The sequence below is a fragment of the Glutamicibacter ardleyensis genome (assembly GCF_014644555.1).
In the GTDB taxonomy this organism is placed as follows: domain Bacteria; phylum Actinomycetota; class Actinomycetes; order Actinomycetales; family Micrococcaceae; genus Glutamicibacter; species Glutamicibacter bergerei.
Genome location: NZ_BMKX01000001.1, coordinates 894,650 through 916,079, shown reverse-complemented (window position 1 = coordinate 916,079; position 21,430 = coordinate 894,650). Strand labels below are relative to the sequence as shown.

The window sequence follows — 21,430 nt, the reverse complement described above, 5'->3', positions numbered from 1 at the left end:
GAAGATACAAATCGAGCCCGGGTGTCATGCATCACAGCATGAATCCCGGGCTCGACTAGCACGTTCTTAGTCGTCTGTGAGGGTCACTCCGACGCCACCGACGAGCGAAGCGGCAATGTTATACAACACCGCTCCGAGCATCGAGAGTACCGAAATTACCACGACGTTGACTACCGCAATGATTGTCGCGTACGAGGCAACCTGGCCCAGCGAGAGCACATCACGCAGGTCAAAAGTGCCTTCGGCACCAATCGCGTCACGCATCAACTGGTTGAAGGAGTCAAAGGTGCCGGTCAGGTCCAACAGGGCCCAGATAGCTACCGAAGCCACCACGGTAATGACACCAAAGGCGACCGACAGCAAGAAGGCAAGCTTCAAGACTGAGAACGGCTCTACCTTCGACGCTAACAGTCGAGCTTTACGGACCTTAGCCTTAGGCGCCGGGCGAACCAGGCGATCCTGTGACTGTGGCGGCCGCTGTCCGGTGGGACGCGGTGCACCTGCACTAGGCCGGGCAGGCCCGCCGGTAGGACGTGGCTGTCCGGTTGGCGCCGGTCGGGCACCAGTTGGGCGGTTACCATTCGAGGTTGGCGCTGGGCGCTTTACCTGGGTAGGTCGCGGCGCTGCGCTCTTCGGGGCGCTGCCACTTGGGCGAGGCGTCGAGGGCGTGCTCATGCGTTACCTCCGTTATTGGTGTCATCGTTTTGGACGTCCGAAGCGATTTCCGGCGCAGCAGATGACTCATCTGTCATGTTTTCTGCGTCCAACGTTACGCCATCTTCCTCCGAATTCTCTTCGAGCTCGGTCTCCGAGTTCTTGGCCACCGCAATAATGTGGTCCTTCTTATCCGGCTTTGCGAAGATGACACCCATGGTGTCACGGCCCTTGGAAGGAACCTGCGAGACGGCAGAACGAACAACCTTGCCCGAGGCCATCACCACGAGTACCTCGTCGGTTTCATCAACGATTAGCGCACCCACCAGTTCGCCACGTTCCTCGTTGAGCTTCGCAACCTTAATGCCCAAGCCACCACGGGATTGCACACGGTATTCATCAACCGTAGTGCGCTTCGCGTAGCCCTCATTTGTCACGGTGAAAACGAACGCTTCGGGACGTACCACCTCGGCGGCCAACAGTTCGTCACCCTCGCGGAACTTCATGCCGGTCACGCCACTGGTAGCGCGCCCCATCGGACGCAAGGCGGTGTCGGTCGCGGTGAAGCGTACCGATTGCCCCTTACGCGAGACCAGCATCACATCATCGGATTCACTGACCAGCTGTGCGGAGACTAGCTCGTCGTCTTCGCGCAGGTTGATCGCGATCACTCCGGCGGTACGGTTGGTGTCATAGTCTTCCAAGCGCGTTTTCTTGACCAAACCATTGCGAGTAGCAAGCATTAGGTACTGCGCGTCCTGGTAGGTGCGCAGATCTAGCACCTGAGCGATGTGCTCATCCGGCTGGAAAGCCATCACGTTGGCTACGTGTTGTCCCTTGGCATCGCGTCCGGCCTCGGCCAATTCGTAGCACTTGGTGCGGTAGACGCGGCCGTGGTTGGTGAAGAACAGCAGGTAGTTGTGTGTGGAGGTGACGAAGAAGTGTTCCACCACATCGTCTCCGCGCAAGTTGGCTCCCTTGATACCCTTACCGCCGCGCTGCTGCGAACGGTAGTTATCAATACGGGTGCGCTTGACGTAGCCGCCACGGGTGATGGTGACGACCATTTCCTCTTCGGGAATGAGATCTTCGACGTTCATGTCGCCATCAAAGCCCATGAGGATATTGGTGCGACGGTCATCTCCATGCTTTTCCACGATCTCGGCGAGTTCTTCCGAGACGATGGTGCGCTGGCGCTGCGGATCGGCGATGATCTCCTTAAACTCGGCAATCATCACCGCCAATTCCGCGTGACGATCCTGAATCTTCTGGCGTTCTAGGGCGGCAAGTCGACGTAGCTGCATGTCGAGAATGGCGCGTGCCTGATCCTCGTCAATATCTAGCAGTTCCATCAACCCGTCGCGGGCCGCTTCGGTGGTCGAAGAACGGCGGATCAATGCGATGACCTCGTCCAAAGCATCCAAGGCCTTGAGCAGGCCGCGCAAGATGTGAGCCTCGGCTTCGGCCTTCTTCAGACGGAATTTGGTGCGGCGAACAATCACTTCGATCTGGTGGGTCACCCAGTGGCGGATGAAACCATCCAGTGGCAGGGTGCGCGGCACTCCATCAACGATCGCGAGCATATTCGCGGAGAAGTTGGACTGCAGTTCGGTGTGCTTGTAGAGGTTGTTCAGTACCACCTTGGCCACGGCGTCGCGCTTAAGCACGATCACCAGACGCTGGCCGGTACGGCCCGAGGTCTCATCGCGCATGTCGGCGATGCCGGCGACCTTGCCATCGCGGACCAGCTCGGCGATCTTTACCGCGAGGTTATCCGGGTTAGCCATATATGGCAGCTCGGTGACTACCAGGCAGGAGCGGCCCTGAATTTCTTCCACATTCACTACCGCGCGCATGGTGATTGAGCCACGGCCGGTACGGTAGGCATCGGAGATGCCCTTGGTGCCAAGAATCATGGCACCAGAAGGGAAATCTGGGCCCTTGACGCGCTGCATTAACGCGGCAAGTAGTTCCTCGCGGGTAACTTCTGGGTTCTCCAGGTACCACTGCACACCCTCGGCGACTTCGCGCAGGTTATGTGGCGGAATGTTGGTAGCCATACCCACCGCGATGCCCGAGGAACCATTGACCAACAGGTTCGGGAAACGCGCCGGCAACACGGTTGGTTCTTGGTTTTTGCCGTCGTAGTTGTCCTTAAAATCAACGGTATCCTCGTTGATGTCACGGACCATTTCCATGGCCAACGGGGCCATCTTGGTTTCCGTGTAACGCTGGGCGGCAGCGCCATCATTACCTGGGGAACCGAAGTTACCCTGGCCTAGCGCCAGCGGATAACGCATGACCCAGTCCTGAATCAGGCGGACCAGCGCATCATAAATCGCGGTGTCACCGTGCGGGTGGTACTGACCCATCACTTCGCCGACCACGCGGGCACACTTATTGTAGGAGCGCTCCGGGCGGTAGCCACCGTCGTACATTGCGTACAGCACGCGGCGGTGCACTGGCTTCAGTCCATCGCGCACGTCAGGTAGTGCACGGCCCACGATGACCGCCATGGCGTAGTCAAGGTAGGACCGCTGCATTTCGGTCTGCAGATCGATCTGGTCGATCTTGTCGTGTCCCTCAAGTGCGGGCACGATCTCCCCGTCCAACGGTTCGTTCCCCGGGGTTTGCTCGTCGCTCATTTCATCCCTTACAAGTCTAAAATTCGTTGCTGGTTATCGTTTCGCTGCGGTTGGCGCGTTAGATATCCAGGAAGCGCACGTCCTTGGCATTTTGCTGAATAAAGGTTCGGCGTGATTCGACGTCCTCGCCCATCAGCACGGAGAAGACCTCATCGGCTGCGGCCGCGTCATCCATGGCCACCTGTCGCAGAATGCGGTGAGCCGGATCCATCGTGGTGTCCCACAGTTCCGAGTAGTCCATCTCGCCCAGACCCTTGTAACGCTGAATGCCGTTTTCCTTAGGAATACGCTTGTTCGACGCGGCACCCTTGACCAGCGCTTCGTCGCGTTCACGGTCTGTGAAGACGTATTCGTGAGCGGCGTTAGTCCACTTGATGCGGTACAGCGGTGGGCTTGCAAGGTACACATAGCCCTGTTCGATCAGTGGACGCATGAAGCGGAAGATCAGCGTGAGCAATAGCGTGGTGATGTGCTGGCCGTCCACGTCGGCGTCCGCCATCAACACGATCTTGTGATAGCGCAGCTTAGCCATGTCGAATTCTTCACCGATGCCGGTGCCGAAGGCGGTGATCATCGCCTGTACTTCGGCATTGCCCAGCGCACGGTCCAAACGCGCACGTTCCACGTTCAGGATCTTTCCGCGTAGCGGCAGGATCGCCTGCGTGTGTGGGTCGCGTCCGCGCTTGGCCGAGCCGCCTGCGGAGTCACCCTCGACGATGAAAACCTCACACTCGGCAGGGTTCTTTGAGGAACAGTCCGAGAGCTTACCCGGCATGCCGAAGGATTCCATCGGCGACTTACGGCGCGCGTTGTCACGCGCCTTGCGGGCCGCCATTCGGGCTTGGGAGGCAAGCATTGCCTTGCGAATAATGTCTTTGGCGACGTTCGGGTTGCGCTCGAACCAGTCGCCAAGTTCCTCGTTGACCACACCGTGCACGAAACCACGGGCCATCGAGTTACCCAGCTTGGTTTTAGTCTGGCCTTCAAACTGTGGTTCGGAGAGCTTGACCGAAAGAACTGCGGTCAGACCCTCGCGGACATCATCACCGGAGAGGTTGTCATCCTTTTCGCGCAGGATCTTATTATCGCGGGCGTAGCGGTTAAGCAAGCCGGTCAATGCGGCGCGGAACCCCTCTTCGTGGGTACCACCCTCGTGGGTGTTGATGGTGTTTGCGTAGGTGTGCACAGACTCCGAGTATGCATTGGTCCACTGCATAGCAACTTCAACGCTGATACCGCGAGTGGTGTCCTCGGCCTCGAAGGCAATGACCTCGTCATGTACCAATTCCACTTTTTTCGCGGAGTTCAGGTGCTTGACGTAATCGAGCAGTCCGTCCTTGTACAGGTAGTCGACCACGCGTGGTTTAACAACCTGATTTTCGCGCTCGTCTTCGACCTCAGCCTCAACCTCTTCAACCACACGCTCGTCGGTCAAACGGATGCGCAGGCCCTTGTTCAGGAAGGCCATCTGCTGGAAACGCGCACGCAGGGTTTCGAAATCAAATACTGTGGTTTCAAAGATTCCGGCGTCCGGGTAGAACGTCTGGGTGGTGCCGGTTTCTTCGGTTTCTTCGCCACGGGTTAATGGGGAGGTAGTCATGCCGCCATTGCCGAAGGAGATCCGCCAGGCGTAACCCTTTTGCCGAACGATGGTGTCCACGCGGCTAGATAGCGCGTTAACTACCGAAATACCTACGCCGTGCAGACCGCCGGAGACCGCATAACCGCCGCCGCCGAACTTACCGCCGGCGTGCAGGATCGTCATGACGACCTCTACCGCTGGCTTACCCTCTGTCGGGTGCATATCTGTGGGGATGCCACGCCCGTTGTCCTGAACTCGGACAGCGCCGTCATTCTGCAAGGTGATGTCGATAGTGTCGCAGTAGCCTGCAAGAGCCTCATCAACGGAGTTATCAACAACTTCATAGACCAGGTGGTGCAGGCCGCGCGGTCCGGTTGAACCGATATACATGCCCGGGCGTTTGCGTACCGCTTCGAGTCCTTCGAGGACGGTAATGTCCTGGGCGCCATAGGTGTGTTCGACTTTTGAAGTCATCGATTCCGCGGGTACTTGGCTTTCGGCCGGCTCCTGCGGTGAAGCGTTTTCGGTAGACACTTGTGCTACGAACTCCTCGAATTTGGTGCGCGATTCCCTGCCGCCCCTGCGTGCGGGCCAACAAAAAACCATGGTCTGGTGCAACGTGCGTGGGGGATACCTACACGACGCGCACTCACTGCCTCTAATTCTACCGCGTTTAGCGAAATATATAGGGATCCTGAGCATCAAATCGGCTGTAGTAGGCACAGAATCATCACTTAGAGCGGTTACTGGCGGAGCAGTAAGGGGGGATCCAGCCAGCGGCTCCGTTACAGCGCCATATGCCGTGCCAGCAATTTTATCCGTAGGTATCTCGCGGGCCTCGTCCGGCAACCGAACGCAGGCCGTGGCGCCAGGAGGGTGCGTTGGGGCCCAAAACCTTGATAACCGTGACGATTCCCGAACCTAACTCTGCATCAATTTTCTTCAAAATTTGATGGCTGAGTAGGCGTAATTGTGTAGCCCAGGAAGTTGAATCGCAGCGTACAACCACGACGGTGTCTTCAAAAGACTCGGGCTTGCAATGTGCTGCCACGTCTTCGCCGACCAATTCTGTCCAGCGGCCCAGTACGGATCCAACCGCAACTTGAGTATTCCAGCCACGAGATTTGGACATTCTCGATACGATTTCACCGATAGCATGTGGGTCGCGTGCGGATCCTTCAACGGGTTTACCCTGCGGCGCAGCGAATCCGCGACGCGTTGCTTGACGCTTTTTGACGCGGTCCATGCGGGCAGCGTCAATTCTGGTTTCACCACGCTCTTCGGCAAGTTTGCGCATGCGATTGAGCAACGCCTTGGCCGAGTCGAGTTCTTCCTCAGACATCGCTGACCTGACCAGGGCTCACCATGAAAAAATGTCCTTTTAAGGCCTCAGGCACATCGGCAGCCACCGCCGCGGTCACCAATACTTGTTCTGCACCGGCAACAATATGCGCCAATCGGTCCCGCCGGGTAGCGTCAAGTTCTGCAAAAACATCATCGAGGATCAAAATCGGTCCGGACCCAGTTCGCGGATCGTCATCACCAAAGACGCGGTAAGCAGCCAGGCGTAATGCGAGCGCAAAGGACCAGGTTTCTCCATGCGAGGCGTAGCCTTTTGCAGGAGTTGCCCCTAAAGTCAGGGTCAAATCATCACGATGTGGACCAAATAGTGAAATTCCGCGATCTAGTTCGCGTGCCCGGTTTGCCTCGATGGCGCTGAGCAGCAAATCGCGAATTTCGTCTTGGGTCAACCCCTGCAGATTTTTCACCGGCAAAGAATTTTCGTCAATCTCACCTTCAAGCGATGAGCGATAAACCGCATCGGCATGCTTCTTACCATCGGCAAGATCTGCGTAGGCCGCTTCCATATAGGGCCTCAGTAGGGCAAGTACCATCAATCGGCCACGAATGAGGCGGGCCCCGCAAGTGGCCAGTTGCATGTCCCATGCCTGCAAGGTGTTCTCTTGTGAAGAATTAAGTTTTGATTTGCCTCTGATCGATTTCAACAACGCATTTCGTTGTTTCACGATTCGCTCGTAGTCGTTTTTGGTGCCGGCTTCGATAGGTCTTAAGGAGATCAGCATTTCATCGAGGAAACGACGTCGATTAGATGGATCGCCCTTGATCAAGGACAGATCTTCGGGAGCGAAGAGTACCGTTCGCACGAGCCCAAGAATCTCTCGTGCGCGTACCGGATTGGCCCGGTTAATCCGCGCCCTGTTGATTTTTCCGCTAGTAATTTCCACCTCGAGGGAGGTGGACTGAGCTCCACGGTGTAACGTGCCGCGGATCAGCGCACGTTCGGAACCGAAGTGAAGCAGCGGAGCATCGTTGCTGACTCGGTGCGAGGAGAGGTTCGCTAGATATCCGATGGCTTCAACGATGTTCGTTTTACCGACGCCGTTGGGTCCAACCAGTACGTTGATGCCCGGGGCTAGTTGTACGTCGGCCTGCACGTACGAGCGAAAGCTCGTGAGGGAAAGCTGCGAGATATACACCGAGAATCCTGAAAGCTACGAAGCAGTGGAATATTTAGCATTCCACCACTAACTTGTTGCTAGTTCGAGTTTGGGAGTCGAACTGGCATAACGAGGTACCGGTATTGGTCCTGGTCGTCTTCATCAATTTTCTTCTGACCAGTGACCATTGCTGGCTTTGGAGCGCTGGTGAAGGAAAAACGAACAAAATCAGTATTGAACGAGCTCAATCCTTCACTGAGGAAGGTTGGGTTGAATGCAACCGTAATGTCTTCTCCGCGCAATGAAGCAACAATTGATTCTTCGGCCTGGGCGTCCTCACCGGTGCCTGCGTCAAGGGTCAGCTGTCCATCGGTGAATGCCATACGTACTGGCGTGTTTCGTTCAGCAACAACAGAAACGCGACGTACCGCTTCAATCAGATCGCTAGAACGGACAGTAGCGTGAATTGGAGTGTTATCCGGGAACAACGAACGAATCTTTGGGTAATCGCCATTGATAAGCAACGAGGTTGTCCGACGGTTAGCACTTTCGAAACCGATCATTTCCCCGGTAGGGCTGATTGCAAGCTTCAGGTCGCCAGAACTAGAAAGTGTTTTAGCTACTTCGTTCAGGGTTTTGGCTTTGACCAAGAAGGAAGTAGAAATTTCTGGCTGGTTTGGAGTCCAATTCAGTTCACGCATCGCCAAACGGTAGCGGTCCGTGGCAAGGAAAGTGATCAGGTCATTTTCAATTTCAACCTTGATGCCAGTCAACACTGGCAGGGTGTCATCCTTCGATGCCGCGACAATGACCTGAGATACAGCTTCAGAGAAAGCCTGGCCATTGATGGTGCCTGCAACTTCTGGAAGCGCTGGCAAAGAAGGGTATTCCTCAACTGGCATGGTCGCTAAGTGGAATCGTGAACGACCGCAGGAGACGGTGATCTTTGTTCCATCAGTTTCGAGGGTCACCGTTGAATTTGGCAATGAACGTGTAATTTCCGCAAGCAGCTTGCCAGAAATTAAGACCTTGCCTTGTTCTCCAATATCAGCAGGAATCTCGATGTGGGATGAAATTTCGTAATCAAATCCCTCAAGGCGAACGATGCCTTCATGGGTAGTGATCAAAATGCCAGCAAGTACTGGAGATGGTGGACGCTGCGCTAGAGACCTTGCGGTCCAAGAAACGGCATCTGCCAATACATCCTTTTCAACGCTGAACTTCACGAAAAATCCGCCTTTCGGAACCCATAAGTCTTAAGTGAGGCCAAGAAGGTTGTTTCCCGCCAAGTTCTTAAGCATAGAGCAGGTAGCTACACGATATCTCCACTTAATCTTGCCACGTCTTCTTCGAATAGCCCTCATGGAACTTTCCAAGTGTGTGTAACCACGAGCTTATGAACAAAAAGCAGTTCAAAACCAGCGCTGGGGGAGAGGTCTCGTTATTTGGATGAATAAGTGTTTAAAGGAAGTAGTGTTAATAACCCCTGTGGATACTGTGGATAAGCCCCTCGAGCCCATAGTTTGAACCAATTGTGCATGTGAACAAACTGTGACTGGCAGTGACACTGAGTTCCATGGTCCTGTTGATACTCAGTGTCACGCTTTTCTGAGTCCACACGCGAGGTGCTAGTTATACTCAGGTTGTCTTCATGTAATCCACAGCCTTATCCACAGCTGTGATTTACCGGTTTAATGCTCGCGCTGACTCTGTTTAATCCGGTTTGTCAGTTCTGTCACTTGGTTGAAGATTGCGCGACGCTCGGCCATCAACTCACGGATCTTTCGATCCGCATGGATAACCGTGGTGTGGTCTCGCCCGCCAAGTTCTGCGCCGATCTTCGGCAATGACATATCCGTCAGCTCACGCAGCAGATACATCGCGATCTGACGTGCCGTCACCAGGGTTCGAGTGCGAGATTTACTGTTGAGCTCGTCAATAGACAGCCCAAAGTACTCAGCAGTTTGCTTGATGATGGTTGAAGGCGTGATTTCCTGAGCACCGTCAGCACTGATCAAATCCTTGAGCACGGTTTCTGCCAGGGCCAGATCAACATGTTGGTTATTCAATGAGGCAAAAGCGGTCACTCGGATGAGTGCACCCTCAAGTTCACGGATATTCGTCGAGATTCTAGAGGCGATATATTCCATGACATCGCCTGGAGCTGAAAGATTCTCGGCGTCAGCTTTCTTGCGCAGGATCGCAATACGGGTTTCCAATTCAGGGGGCTGAATATCGGTGAGCAAACCCCACTCAAAGCGCGAACGCATGCGATCTTCAAATCCTTGCAGCTGTTTAGGCGGCAAGTCAGAGGTAATCACTACCTGCTTGTTGTGATTGTGCAATGCATTGAAGGTATGGAAGAACTCTTCCTGCGTTGCATCTTTATTGGCCAAGAATTGAATATCGTCGATGAGCAAAATATCGACATTACGATAGGTCTGCTTGAAGCTGGCACCTTCGTCATCACGGATTGAGTTGATGAAGTCATTGGTGAACTCTTCGGAGTTCACATAACGCACTCGGATCCCCTTGTAGAGATGACGCGCGTAGTGTCCAATGGCGTGAAGCAGGTGAGTTTTACCTAGCCCGGAATCGCCATAGATAAATAGCGGGTTGTAGGCTTTGGCCGGCGCTTCAGCGACGGCAACCGCGGCCGCGTGAGCGAATCGGTTCGATGACCCAATGACAAAAGTGTCAAAAATGTATTTTGGATTGAGCCGGCCAAACTCTTGGGAGTTTGATGGTGGCGTCGGTTGTGGTGCAGGCTGCGGTCGCGGTCCAGGGGTTTCTGGAACTGGAGCTGGGACCGGAGCTGGAGAGACCTTTTGTTCGGCTGGCTGTTCGACATCCTCAGCCAAGGACAGATCGACGCTGACGGCGCAGCGGATATCGTCTTGGAAGACCTCACGCAACGCCTGATCGAGAGGTTCGCGTAGCTGAGTTTGCAAAATATCGCGGGTGAGGTCGTTAGGTACGGCAACAAGCAGGGTACTACCAATGAGTCCCTGGGGTTTAGCAAGGGACACAAATGGACGATGACGGGCCTTGACTCGATCATCATCTTCGATCTTACGAATGACCTGACGCCAGGAGCTCCCAATACTATTGGTCTCGTCGCTGCTCACTAAGGGCGCCCCACTTCCATCATTTAATGCAATGTTGATCACACAAAGCCCTGTTTCGGGCCCCGCTTTCGCGGTTTTGGCGACGTTATCTCCACTGATTCTAACCACTATCCACATGGTTATGCACAGTCAGGTGGAAAAAGTTAGCTGATTGCCTGTGGAAAACGCCTTTCCCCTTGAAATATACCGTTTTTATGGGCGTTGTGACATGGATTTTCATCCCAGATTGTGAGTTGTCTTTCGATAAACGATGAAGTAATCCACAACTTTGGGGTAGATTATTCACAGGTAGGGCTCTGATATGCACAGGGGTCCTTGAAAATCGCGCCAATTTGACCTATGGCGGAATTTTTCCTATCGTTATTTAGTCCTATGTGTGCGTTTTGTGACCTGCTCAGTTTTTAGAAGAGCCCGCAAAATTACACATTTTTTAAAGAACGAGCGTCAGCCTGTTGTTATCCAGCTAGCTAGTAGCGGGTCCGGCGCATCACTTAAATTTCTTGGAGTGTCACCGTGAGCAAGCGGACTTTTCAGCCTAATAACCGTCGTCGTGCCAAGAAGCACGGTTTCCGTCTTCGTATGCGTACCCGTGCAGGTCGCGCAATCTTGTCCGCACGTCGCGGCAAGAGCCGTACCGAGCTTTCCGCATAAATTTGCGAAACAGCTTTTGGCTGCGTAGTTCTGGCGGAATCTACTAGATCTGGCTAGAACAAAAATGTTGCCAAAGAATCAGCGATTGCGCCTAGCGCAAGACCTTACAGTCACTGTACGTTCCGGCGCCCGAAGCGGACGCCGGAACGTCGTGCTATATGCACGTCCTCGTCCCGAAGGGGCCGCGGGGGACCGGTTTGGATTTATTGTCTCCAAGGCAGTGGGAATTGCAGTTAAGCGAAATCTGACTAAACGCCGTATGCGCGAAGTTGCCCACGAGCTCAGGCGCGTGGATGGGAACCTGGACATCGTTGTTCGTGCTTTACCCGGAGCTGCAGAGCTCACTTGGGACGAACTACGGACCCAGGTTACTGCCGCCTTTGCATCTGTACAGCGTAAAGCAGAAGTTCGCTGATGCGTAAGGACTTAACTCCGCGTACTGGGGTGCTGTGGTTCATCATTGATATTCCACGCAACCTGCTAATTGGATTTCTTAAGATCTACCGCAAAATCATCTCGCCAATTTACGGCGATGTATGCCGATACTTTCCTAGCTGTTCTGCCTATGGGCTCGAAGCGGTGACTCAACACGGCGCTATCAAAGGCATCGTCTTGACCGCTTGGCGGGTTCTGAGGTGCAATCCATTTTCCCACGGCGGTGTAGACCAAGTGCCTGAAGGACCAAGGATTTGGCCTGAAGGTAAACTGCCGAGGATCATAGTTCTGAATCATCCTGTGATTCCCGACGATGAAGACGCCGCGGATAGCGGCCACAAGGAGCTTGACCGCTAATGAACTTTCTAGACACGATATTGACTCCGTTCACGTATGCCGTGTCGTGGGTCCTGTGGGCCTTCCACGAACTGTTCACAATTCTTGGTATGGATGAAGGCTCGGGTGTGACCTGGACCTTGTCCATCATCTTCCTTGTGCTGCTTATTCGTACCTTGTTGATCCCGGTCTTCGTCAAGCAGATCAAGAGTCAGCGAGCGATGCAGGCGCTACAGCCTGACCTTCGTAAGCTCCAGGCAAAGTACAAGGGCAAGACCGACCAAATGTCGCGTCAGGCCATGGTGCAAGAGCAGCAGGCGCTGTTCAAAAAGCACAAGACCAATCCACTTTCCTCGTGCTTGCCACTACTCGTGCAGATGCCGTTCTTCTTTGCACTGTTCCGCGTGCTCAACGAAGCATCCCGTGCCAGCGATGACGGCCGTTCAATCGGCGCCTTGTCCGCTGACCACATCCGCAGCTTCGACCAGTCCTCGATTCTCGGAGCACCCCTGTCCGAGACGTTCTTGGGCACCATTAACTCCGGCGCTATCAACTGGGCCGTAATCGTTGTTGCTGTCATCATGATCCTTGCAATGACAGCCTCGCAGTTCTTCACCCAGCGTCAGCTGATGACGAAGAACATGAGCGCAGAAGCTCTTCAGGGCCCATTCATGCAGCAGCAGAAGATGATGCTCTACATCCTGCCTTTGGTCTTCGGTATCGGTGGCATCAACTTCCCAATCGGTGTTCTGATCTACTGGACCGCATCGAACTTGTGGACCCTGGGACAGCAGTTCTGGGTTATTCGTAACAACCCAACCCCGGGCTCCCAGGCAGAACGTGAACTAAACGCTCGCCGTGCGGAGAAGGGCCTGCCTCCTGTGGGGCAGAAGAAGGTTGACGAGTCCGAGACCCCAGCCATTGAAGAGCCTAAAGGCCAGCGCGAGCAGCCTAAGCGCAAGAACCGCAAGAAGAGGTAGTCATGACTGCAACTGAAAATCCTGAAGCAACAGAGCTAGAGGATCAGCATGAGCAAGCAGACGAGGTAATTGACGAAGGCGATGTTGCCGCGGATTACCTCGAAGAACTGCTCGATATTGCCGATCTTGATGGCGACATTGACATCGAAATTCGTGGTGGGCGTACCTACATTTCGATCGTTGCCGAAGAAGCAACCACTGACCTGAACAGCCTGGTAGGCAAGGACGGTGAAGTCCTTGATGCACTACAGGAACTCACCCGTTTGGCCGTCCTGAACGCTACAGGTGAGCGCTCACGGCTCGTCCTGGACATAGCTGGTTACCGCGCTAACCGTGCCGAGGAACTGCAGGAGATTGCAGCACAGGCCATCGAGCAAGCTCGCAAAAGTGGAGAAGCTGTACATCTTGAACCGATGAGCGCATATGAGCGCAAGCTTGTTCATGATGTAATCGCTGATGCCGGCTTGCACTCGGAATCCGAGGGCGAATCCGCTCGTCGCCACATCGTCGTTTCGACGCTAGCTAACTAAGTACATCGCTATTCGCGGTTTCGAACGTTCTAAGGACCAATGCAATGACTGAGGACCTCAGCCTGACAGCTGCGGAGACCGTAGCCGCCGAGAAAATTTTCGGCGACCGACTGGATCTTGCCAAGCGTTATGTAACGCACCTAGCGACCTCCGGAATTGAACGGGGCTTACTTGGCCCACGTGAAGTTCCACGCCTCTGGTCACGCCACGTATTGAACTGTGCGATCATCGAATCGCTTATGGAGCAGGACGCTGAAGTGGCCGACGTAGGCAGTGGCGCAGGGCTTCCTGGGCTATGCCTTGCCATCGCACGTCCAGACTTGAAACTAACTCTGATTGAGCCGCTAGAGCGTCGCTGCATCTGGCTGACAGAGGTTATTGATGATCTTGGGCTAGATAACGTTACTGTGATGCGTGGACGCGCAGAACAGATGGTCGAGACGATCAACGCTCGATACGTTACGGCTCGTGCTGTATCAGCCCTGAGCAACTTGGCAGGCTTGACCATTCCACTACTGCATGGCAAGGGCGACTTGATCGCGATCAAGGGTCGTTCGGCTGCAGAAGAAATCGACAAGGCTCAAAAAGTCATTCGTAAGCTCGGTGGCACCAAAACCGAGGTTTTGACTGTGGGTGAAGACATTCTTGAAGAAGTCACCACGGTGGTTCGAATCAAGGTTGGCTAAGGCTTAGGCGTTAGTCTTTAAGTAGCTTTCGATGCGGCACGATGCAAAATTTTGAAGTCTTTTGACATCTAAATTGAACACACGCTAAGACGTTTGTTTTCGAGTGTTTCACGTGAAACAAAGTCTAACTATCTGCGAAAATTGCACGCATCAAATTACGAGGAGGAGTTTCACCTTTGTCCAAGGCTAAAGGTTCGTCGAGTAACGTTTTTGACTTTAATGACTCTTCTTCGCCCCTTGCTAGTCAATTGGCTAGCGAGCACCGCCGACGCGAAGCAATTTCTGAGCGTAAGGTTCCCACTCCTCCGAAGACTCGTTACCTGACCATTTCGAATCAAAAGGGTGGCGTCGGTAAAACGACGACGACGGTTAATTTGGCGGCTGCGCTGGCAAAGAGCGGTTTGAATGTTCTTGTGATCGATATTGATCCACAGGGTAATGCATCAACTGCGCTCGGCATTGAGCATCATTCGGAAGTGGATAGCATCTACGATGTTCTAATCAACGATCTTCCGTTGGCTGACGTCATCGCGACATGCCCTGAACTACCTTTATTGCAAGTTGCACCTGCAACCATTCACCTGGCCGGCGCAGAGATTGAGTTGGTATCTCTGGTTGCCCGTGAACAGCGGTTGCAACGAGCATTGGACGACTACGCGCGAACCCGACAGCGCGAGGGCCTTCCGCGGTTGGATTATGTTTTCATTGACTGTCCGCCGAGCCTCGGCCTGTTGACAGTTAATGCGTTTGTGGCTGCCAGAGAAGTTCTGATTCCGATTCAGTGCGAATATTACGCGCTGGAAGGTCTCAGTCAGCTGTTGAAGAACATTGAAATGATTCAGAAGCACTTGAATTCAAAGTTGACAGTATCTACGATTCTGCTGACCATGTATGACGGACGAACGAACCTTGCAGCTCAAGTTGCTAACGAAGTTCGGGAACATTTTCCGGAGCAAGTTTTAGGAGCCGTGATTCCACGTTCCGTGCGCATCTCTGAAGCACCTAGTTACCAACAAACGGTCATTACTTACGATCCAAGCTCTACAGGTGCTCTGTCTTACATGGAGGCAGCCATAGAGATTGCGGAAAGAGCCGTTCGGGTCTAACCGAAAGCTTTTGAGCCAACTTAAGCGGGAAATAACCCGCTTATTGTTGTTTAACGAGAAAATTTTGTATTTGTACTCTTCGAGACTTCTTACAATCAAGGCGAGCAACATCCCCCTTGTTTGTCGAGTAAACAGTAGACTAGTCATGGCTGAGTATTTGGATGAGAAGGAGTGCCGGCAAATGGCTGAGAAAAAGCGTGGCTTAGGCAGGGGACTAGGTGCCCTGATTTCCAGTTCACCAACAGGCGCTGCACCTGAGACTGTTGAGGAAGTTTCACGTGAAACATCTTCTACTGAACCGCAAGTAAGCAAAACCAAATCTGCACGCCCTGTGGATATGTTCTTTGAACCGGGGCGGAAATCTTCGTCTTCTGCCTCTAAGATCACCCCTGCAAAAAATGGCAAAAAAACTCGTGCGGCCATGCCTGGTTTAACTTCGTCTGTGGCTCCAAGAGAAACTGAACCAGCTGTCTCGAAGAAGGCGACTATTCCTAACATTGAAGAATCTTCTCCAGGACTAGTTGACGTTCCTGGTGCAAGTTTTGCTGAACTCAATGTTAACCAGATCCATCCGAACCGTAAGCAGCCAAGAACTAACTTCGATCAGGAACAACTGGATGAACTCATCCATTCCATCCGGGAAATCGGGTTGCTTCAGCCGATCGTTGTTCGGCCTTCGAGAGAAGAAAATGAGGCCCCATACGAACTGGTCATGGGTGAGCGTCGTTGGCGCGCTACTCAAGCCGCGGGCCTGTCTACGATTCCAGCCATTATCCGCGACACTCAAGATAACGACCTTTTACGTGACGCGCTGCTTGAAAATCTACATCGGTCGGAACTCAACCCGCTGGAAGAAGCGGCTGCTTACCAGCAGTTACTCGAAGAGTTCAACTGCACACAAGAGGTCTTATCTGATCGTATCGGTCGTTCGCGGTCACAGATTTCGAACACTATTCGGCTCATGAAGCTACCAGCTTTGGTTCAACGACGAGTTGCGGCGGGAGTCCTCTCTGCGGGGCACGCAAGAGCTTTGCTCGGCCTGTCCAATGGGGAAGCGATAGAACAACTCGCTCAACGCATCGTCAATGAAGGCCTGTCGGTTCGCGCTACAGAAGAAGCCGTAGCACTCAGTGGCGATAAGCCGGTCAAGAAGAATGCCAAACCACGAGAAACCCAGCGAAACGAACGGCTTGATTTCCTAGCTACATCTCTGGCCGATCGACTGGATACTAGCGTGAAGATTCAGTTGGGCTCTCGAAAAGGTAAAGTTAGTATCGAATTCGCGTCCGTTGAAGACCTGAACAGAATCATGGAAGTTCTAGATCCGGACCTTAAGAAATCATAGGCTTCAGCTAACAATGATGGTCATGTTTCACGTGAAACATGACCGCCTTTGTTTAAAAACTGAGTTCAAGATCAGTAAGGAAAAGTGAAGTAGGTTCTGGCTGGCAACGATAGTGCGTGGGTTCCACTGCGGATTCTACTGGAGAATGATTGCGACCAAAAAAGTTGCTGAATCGGCACCTAAGGAGTCACTGAGCCGCTTCTAGGCTCAGGGGGAGGGTCTCGTCCCACTGGTGGCCCGTAAGGTCGCTGTAGCGCGACCAGGGTGCTCTAGTTTTCTATGCTTGGGTCGTGAAAGGAATAGAAGGTGCTCGGGTTCTCCGTTTAGACCGCTTTCAAGAAGCTCTTGCTGACACGTTTACTGCTTCAAGATTCTTCACAGAGGCTCTCTCAAGGAGGCCGTCAAGTCGGTGCTATTTTTTTGCGCCCTGCGAATAAACGTCTGCCACCTACAGAAAGGCCCGTAGAAGAAGATTCCAGTTGGAATCATATAAATGGTTGGACCAGAAACTTCAATTTTTATTCAAGAGGTCAGAAACTACTACCTCTCTTGCCGAAGTTGTTTCTTTACCATTGACGAAATTTTCAAAGGTTTCATTGTCACCAGTTACTGCATACCAGAGCCACCATAATTCTCGTTCAGGGCACCAATAATCTAGATATGATGGTCAGTGGTTTGGAGGCACGAACTTGGCCACGGTGCTGTTTTCTGGAGCAAAGGCTAATGCACGAAAAATTCGCACGTTTGGTGCACCTACTGGTCCGCCGCATATTTGAGCCCAGCCGATATCGAACGCCATCCTAACTCGTAACGTAGACGACGCGAGTGGGTAAGCGTCCTGTTGCTCGTACTGTTTACTGACGGTGGTCGTCGCCTTCTCATTTCTTAGTTTCTGGATGCAACGACACATTCCAGAAATCGTCAGAGTCCTTAGTAACTGTGTTGCGGCTTTCAAAGATACAGCGCCTTGGGACAAGATGCTTAGGGAGGCTGGCCATACTGTCCGGGCATCCCGTTCAGGCGGTATTGGAGTATGCTCCTCGCCTCGATTTGTTGTCTATCTGGTGGCCGGCTCCTCTCTTGAGATATTGCTGCGTGGGGGAGTGGAGACAGACAAAGTGGATCTAAATGAAGATCTGGTGTGGCTCTGAAGCTCAAAATGGTCCCTGTCAGCGGGTCTAATAATCATGTCAACACGTGATCGTTGGTGGCACACAGTTGGTGATCGGGGAGGACGATACATGCTTTGGAAATATCGGGATTGTACCGTTGCGCGGGTAGCCGCCTAGTCATGGATCAGTAGTTTGGCGGGCATCGCCATGACTTTTGATGCAGTGGAAAACGTGGGTGAATATGCGCAAGTTTTAGAGCTACCAATATTGTGGTTGAGCGCCACCCGTTATTGCAGATCAGAGCCACCAAGCTGCAGTGCACCCGTCGAGGACGGCTCGCATCTAGATACACCTTATCGATGGGATCAAAGAGAGGAGGTCGTAGAATGACCGGCAAATCGCAAACACATACGCATCCGTACCCCCTCAAACATCACCGTTTCGCTTGGGGGCACGATCTGACCTGGCTCAAGCGATATAGCCCGGGCATCACTCTCATGCTCAATCTATGGTGATTCCCGGATTGATTGTCATAGCTAGAGAGCCCTCCCGGCGTACATGTGTTGCAGGAACATCACTCTCGTCTTGGTTTCTGACGAGTGCCTCATGCCGAGAAACCGCTAGCCATTGCGTGGACAGGCACTCAAGATGCATTGACAAGAAGAATAATTGGCCTGCTAGTTGGGTTTGACCACTAATCAGCCTGTTGCCAGCTATCCTGTCATTGCTGCGACGGCGAGTTGACGGGCAATGGTCAGTAAGAACCTAGGCTCGATGCGACAGCACATGCCGCCGATACCTATTCAGCATGAGGTTTCTGTACAGCCCTCCGTACGATTTAGATGTGCAAGAAGCACAACTGCCAACTTGTCATAGTTGCGTGCCGCTGACCGGACGGAAACAGATCGTAGGGTGGCTCCAACAGGGAATACCAAGCGGCTCTGCGACCGAATATCGCTGTGGTGACCATATGGCGCTGAATTGCAATCTTGGTGGCTACCAAGGAGGCAAATAATCAACGGACTCGACCATCGTAAGTAAACAGCACGCGCAACCGTCCTGGCATACCCGCTCGTGTTAGCGACGATATAACTGACGTGTACGCACCATATCGTTTCGAACTAGATCTGTGCTGGAGCCATCAGTGCATTATATGCGTGAGAGTTTCGAGCAGGAGGCCTTGCTCCTGAAGCGCTACCTCGACAGGGTAATTTCCCTCGAGCTACCGTCCATCGTGGCTTGAAGAAGCGACAGTTATAAATGAGGCTAATGGGCGGCCCTCAATGCGGGTACTAATTGACTCTGACTCCTCCGAATAATCACCGTTGTCGTGGTGCAGTCACAGGTTCATCTCAGTTGTTGCAACCAAACCGGGTGGGGATGATTCCAACGTGAATGGGAGCGATCCTCGCTGACCATTCGTTGAGCAAAGAACTATCGAGGATATGCCAGTTCGTATTTTCCATTTGTCGAAACTGATCTACCCGTGGCAAGAACGAATGGGCAGAAGTGCAGTATTGGGCTTCACCGGGGAGACGAGTGGCATCGGCATATTAAATAACTCCTCAGGATGCGTGGGGGTCTTTGGAGTGCTCTTCGTAGTTGAATTTTATGTAGGTAACCTCAGCCACGTAGATTGGATTTGTATGGCCGCTGGCATTCTCGTAGCCACGCACCGACTGTTCCTGTCTCTGTTTCACGTGAAACATATCTAATACAAAGAGCCAAAGCGAATTCTCCAGCCCCACGTCGGCTACATTCTCTGACGTCCATTGACGTTCACTCTGGACACCTTGCCAGCAGCCTCTTTTACCCAGGGTCAAAACACCACCGGCTAGGCCGCTGGTGAACTCTGAGACGTCGTTCAGTCCAGGAACGGGAGCGATTGTGTTGTCTGTCTGCTGCTGGTGTTATGACTGCAACACTGATTTATCGCTCGTGGTAGGGACGATACGTTCGACGATTTCGGGGAGCATCGTGTGGAACCGTGTCTGCGCTGAAACCGTCGAAGTCACCACACGGGTGAGACTTAGGTGCAGGAATAATTGATACTCAGTCACTTTCACTGTGGTGGTCTGCTGAAGCCGTTGAAGAATCATTCTGGCGTCGACGCTCGTACATGTCGACTTCGTAAGTACGAGTCACGTGAATTTGCAAGAATCAGGGGGAACGCAGGGAAGCAGACGGTCCGTGTCCCGTGGAAGTTGCCAAAGGACAAGAAAGTTGAGGTCTTGGCGAAGAATGGTAGTCGCAGCACTAACTAATTCTAAAGACCTCTACTTTGAACCGTTCTCTCTTTCTACCGCGACAGATCTTGTGTCATTCGCGAACCGTGGGGGCGGGATCTACCTAGAAGGGACAAAACCAGTGAAGGGTCGAAGCCGATACCCGTTGCCAAATCACTAATCCATACCTATGGACCGGGGGTGAGGGAACAATTGGGAATTCTTAGGTGATTGTGAGAAGCCGTCGTCCTAGCCACTGACTCTTTGTCTGTCGGACTACCGTCAAATTCTTGATTCATCACGATTGCCAACGACCTAATCGCCAGCGGGTCCGGTTCCGCCTATCGGAAGCACTGGTTGCTGATGGATTCATAGTTATTAGAAAATCTACGATGAGGTTCTCCTAGCTGAGAGTCAGTGCTTTAAAGCAAGAGCCCAAGGAGGTTCATCGGAGTGGGGAAGATAGAACTGACAGCCTAATTGTTGGTCTACCAATACCGGAACGAAGTACCCCGGTGTATCGGAAACCTTGTATATAAAGCGGACAACGAAACGGCATGTTTTCTAGATATCGTTGCCTCTTGGTCAAGACCAGTACCCAGGGCTTGGTTGGATGAGCAAGAAGAGCAGCGTCAGGAGGACATTGAAGTGCCGGAACCGGATGACTCAATGGGTTCAAAGTTGAACTTGTGAAAGGCTGTATCTTGTTATGTAGGTCTTGAATCCAACCTAGTGGGTCGAAACTGATTCCAAGGCTTTGTGCGAGTAAGCCCGTCAGCGCATCCGACATGAGCAATATTGGAGGCGAGACGTGAAGAATATCTTCGTTCAAAATGCCAGTGACCGTTGATCGCGCAGCTACCACTGGATGCGTAAAAGATGGGGAGCAAACTTGAAGATCTGTTCGCTAAGGCTGACTATGAATTAATCCAGTTGGTCTTGAGCGCATATCCTAAGTCAGTCGACGGTCACCGTAAGCCCTGAATTCAGCTTTGAAGCGGGGCCAAAGTGAATATTTGACCCGATCAGAGCCACCCGTTCTTGCGGTTCAGAGCCACCCGTTCTTGCGGTTCAGAGCAACCCAATATTCACGTTCAGAGCCACCGGCTTCCCTCGCGGTGAACCGGCGGCTCTGAACCCATATCTCACCGTAACGGCGACCCGTTCCTACTGCCCGGAACTGGAATACGCCTTACGCATGTTGAACCCACCGGTCTCAACCCAGATCGTGTTGTGAACAATGCGATCCATGATCGCGTCAGCCAACGCACCAGCACCCAGCCAGGCATGCCAGTCCGACTGCTAGTACTGTGTGCAGAAAATAGTCGACCCGGCGTCATACCTTCGCTCCATGAACTCGAAAATGAACCTTAAGAACTCACCTGTAGGCGGATCCAGCAACCATTCATCCAACGCCAGAACACTGTAATTGGCATATTTACGCAATAGTTTGTGCTGACCCATCGGCTTATCGACGGCTTGCTGCCATTCTTCTTCGAGATCCGGGATCCGCACGTATCCGGTACGGTACCGACGAACACAAGCCTGCTTCGCCC

General features: G+C 53.0%; 15 protein-coding genes and 1 pseudogene. 8 read left to right on the top strand and 8 right to left on the bottom strand.

Annotation, left to right across the window (positions count from 1 at the left end):
- Positions 1–66: 66 nt before the first annotated feature.
- The 7 genes from IEX04_RS04085 to dnaA form a co-directional block, all read right to left on the bottom strand.
- Positions 67–675 (bottom strand): DUF3566 domain-containing protein, encoded by a 609-nt coding sequence (locus tag IEX04_RS04085; protein ID WP_105676401.1) that lies wholly within the window; start codon positions 673–675, stop codon positions 67–69.
- Complete coding sequence (gene gyrA / locus IEX04_RS04080) at positions 672–3,299, bottom strand: DNA gyrase subunit A (RefSeq protein WP_188683894.1); 2,628 nt, start codon at positions 3,297–3,299, stop codon at positions 672–674. The genes IEX04_RS04085 and gyrA overlap by 4 nt, the downstream gene beginning before the upstream one ends.
- A 58-nt stretch (positions 3,300–3,357) precedes the next feature.
- Positions 3,358–5,355 carry a DNA topoisomerase (ATP-hydrolyzing) subunit B gene (gene gyrB / locus IEX04_RS04075; RefSeq protein ID WP_096257309.1) on the bottom strand — a complete coding sequence of 666 codons (1,998 nt, stop codon included), beginning with the start codon at positions 5,353–5,355 and terminating at the stop codon, positions 3,358–3,360.
- A gap of 340 nt (positions 5,356–5,695) precedes the next feature.
- Positions 5,696–6,223, bottom strand: a complete 528-nt coding sequence (locus IEX04_RS04070) for a DciA family protein (RefSeq protein WP_105676409.1) — start codon at positions 6,221–6,223, stop codon at positions 5,696–5,698.
- The gene (gene recF / locus IEX04_RS04065; RefSeq protein ID WP_188683892.1) at positions 6,216–7,379 is read right to left on the bottom strand and encodes a DNA replication/repair protein RecF; all 1,164 of its coding nucleotides are present in this window, start codon (positions 7,377–7,379) and stop codon (positions 6,216–6,218) included. The genes IEX04_RS04070 and recF overlap by 8 nt, the downstream gene beginning before the upstream one ends.
- A 59-nt stretch (positions 7,380–7,438) precedes the next feature.
- Positions 7,439–8,566, bottom strand: a complete 1,128-nt coding sequence (dnaN, locus tag IEX04_RS04060) for a DNA polymerase III subunit beta (RefSeq protein WP_105676418.1) — start codon at positions 8,564–8,566, stop codon at positions 7,439–7,441.
- Between the two features lie 465 nt (positions 8,567–9,031).
- Positions 9,032–10,468 (bottom strand): chromosomal replication initiator protein DnaA, encoded by a 1,437-nt coding sequence (gene dnaA, locus IEX04_RS04055; protein ID WP_105676422.1) that lies wholly within the window; start codon positions 10,466–10,468, stop codon positions 9,032–9,034.
- A 513-nt stretch (positions 10,469–10,981) separates the two neighbouring features.
- Here dnaA and rpmH point away from each other — a divergent pair.
- The 8 genes from rpmH (at position 10,982) to IEX04_RS04015 (ending at position 16,537) form a co-directional block, all read left to right on the top strand.
- Positions 10,982–11,119 carry a 50S ribosomal protein L34 gene (gene rpmH / locus IEX04_RS04050; RefSeq protein ID WP_096257183.1) on the top strand — a complete coding sequence of 46 codons (138 nt, stop codon included), beginning with the start codon at positions 10,982–10,984 and terminating at the stop codon, positions 11,117–11,119.
- A 64-nt stretch (positions 11,120–11,183) separates the two neighbouring features.
- Positions 11,184–11,534, top strand: a complete 351-nt coding sequence (gene rnpA / locus IEX04_RS04045) for a ribonuclease P protein component (protein WP_105676428.1) — start codon at positions 11,184–11,186, stop codon at positions 11,532–11,534.
- A complete protein-coding gene (gene yidD / locus IEX04_RS04040) occupies positions 11,534–11,911 on the top strand; it encodes a membrane protein insertion efficiency factor YidD (protein WP_188683890.1) in 378 nt (125 codons plus the stop codon). Before rnpA ends, yidD begins: the two co-directional genes overlap by 1 nt.
- Positions 11,911–12,870, top strand: a complete 960-nt coding sequence (gene yidC / locus IEX04_RS04035) for a membrane protein insertase YidC (RefSeq protein WP_105676432.1) — start codon at positions 11,911–11,913, stop codon at positions 12,868–12,870. Before yidD ends, yidC begins: the two co-directional genes overlap by 1 nt.
- A 2-nt stretch (positions 12,871–12,872) precedes the next feature.
- Positions 12,873–13,400 (top strand): Jag family protein, encoded by a 528-nt coding sequence (locus tag IEX04_RS04030; RefSeq protein ID WP_096257176.1) that lies wholly within the window; start codon positions 12,873–12,875, stop codon positions 13,398–13,400.
- Between the two features lie 44 nt (positions 13,401–13,444).
- Positions 13,445–14,086 (top strand): 16S rRNA (guanine(527)-N(7))-methyltransferase RsmG, encoded by a 642-nt coding sequence (gene rsmG, locus IEX04_RS04025; RefSeq protein ID WP_188683888.1) that lies wholly within the window; start codon positions 13,445–13,447, stop codon positions 14,084–14,086.
- A 176-nt stretch (positions 14,087–14,262) separates the two neighbouring features.
- Entirely contained in the window at positions 14,263–15,192 is a 930-nt protein-coding gene (locus tag IEX04_RS04020; protein ID WP_096257172.1) for a ParA family protein, read from the top strand.
- Positions 15,193–15,373: 181 nt separating this feature from the next.
- The gene (locus IEX04_RS04015; RefSeq protein ID WP_096257170.1) at positions 15,374–16,537 is read left to right on the top strand and encodes a ParB/RepB/Spo0J family partition protein; all 1,164 of its coding nucleotides are present in this window, start codon (positions 15,374–15,376) and stop codon (positions 16,535–16,537) included.
- A 4,504-nt stretch (positions 16,538–21,041) separates the two neighbouring features.
- Here IEX04_RS04015 and IEX04_RS04010 read toward each other — a convergent pair.
- A pseudogene (locus tag IEX04_RS04010) lies at positions 21,042–21,430 on the bottom strand (ATP-binding protein); the annotation flags it as partial.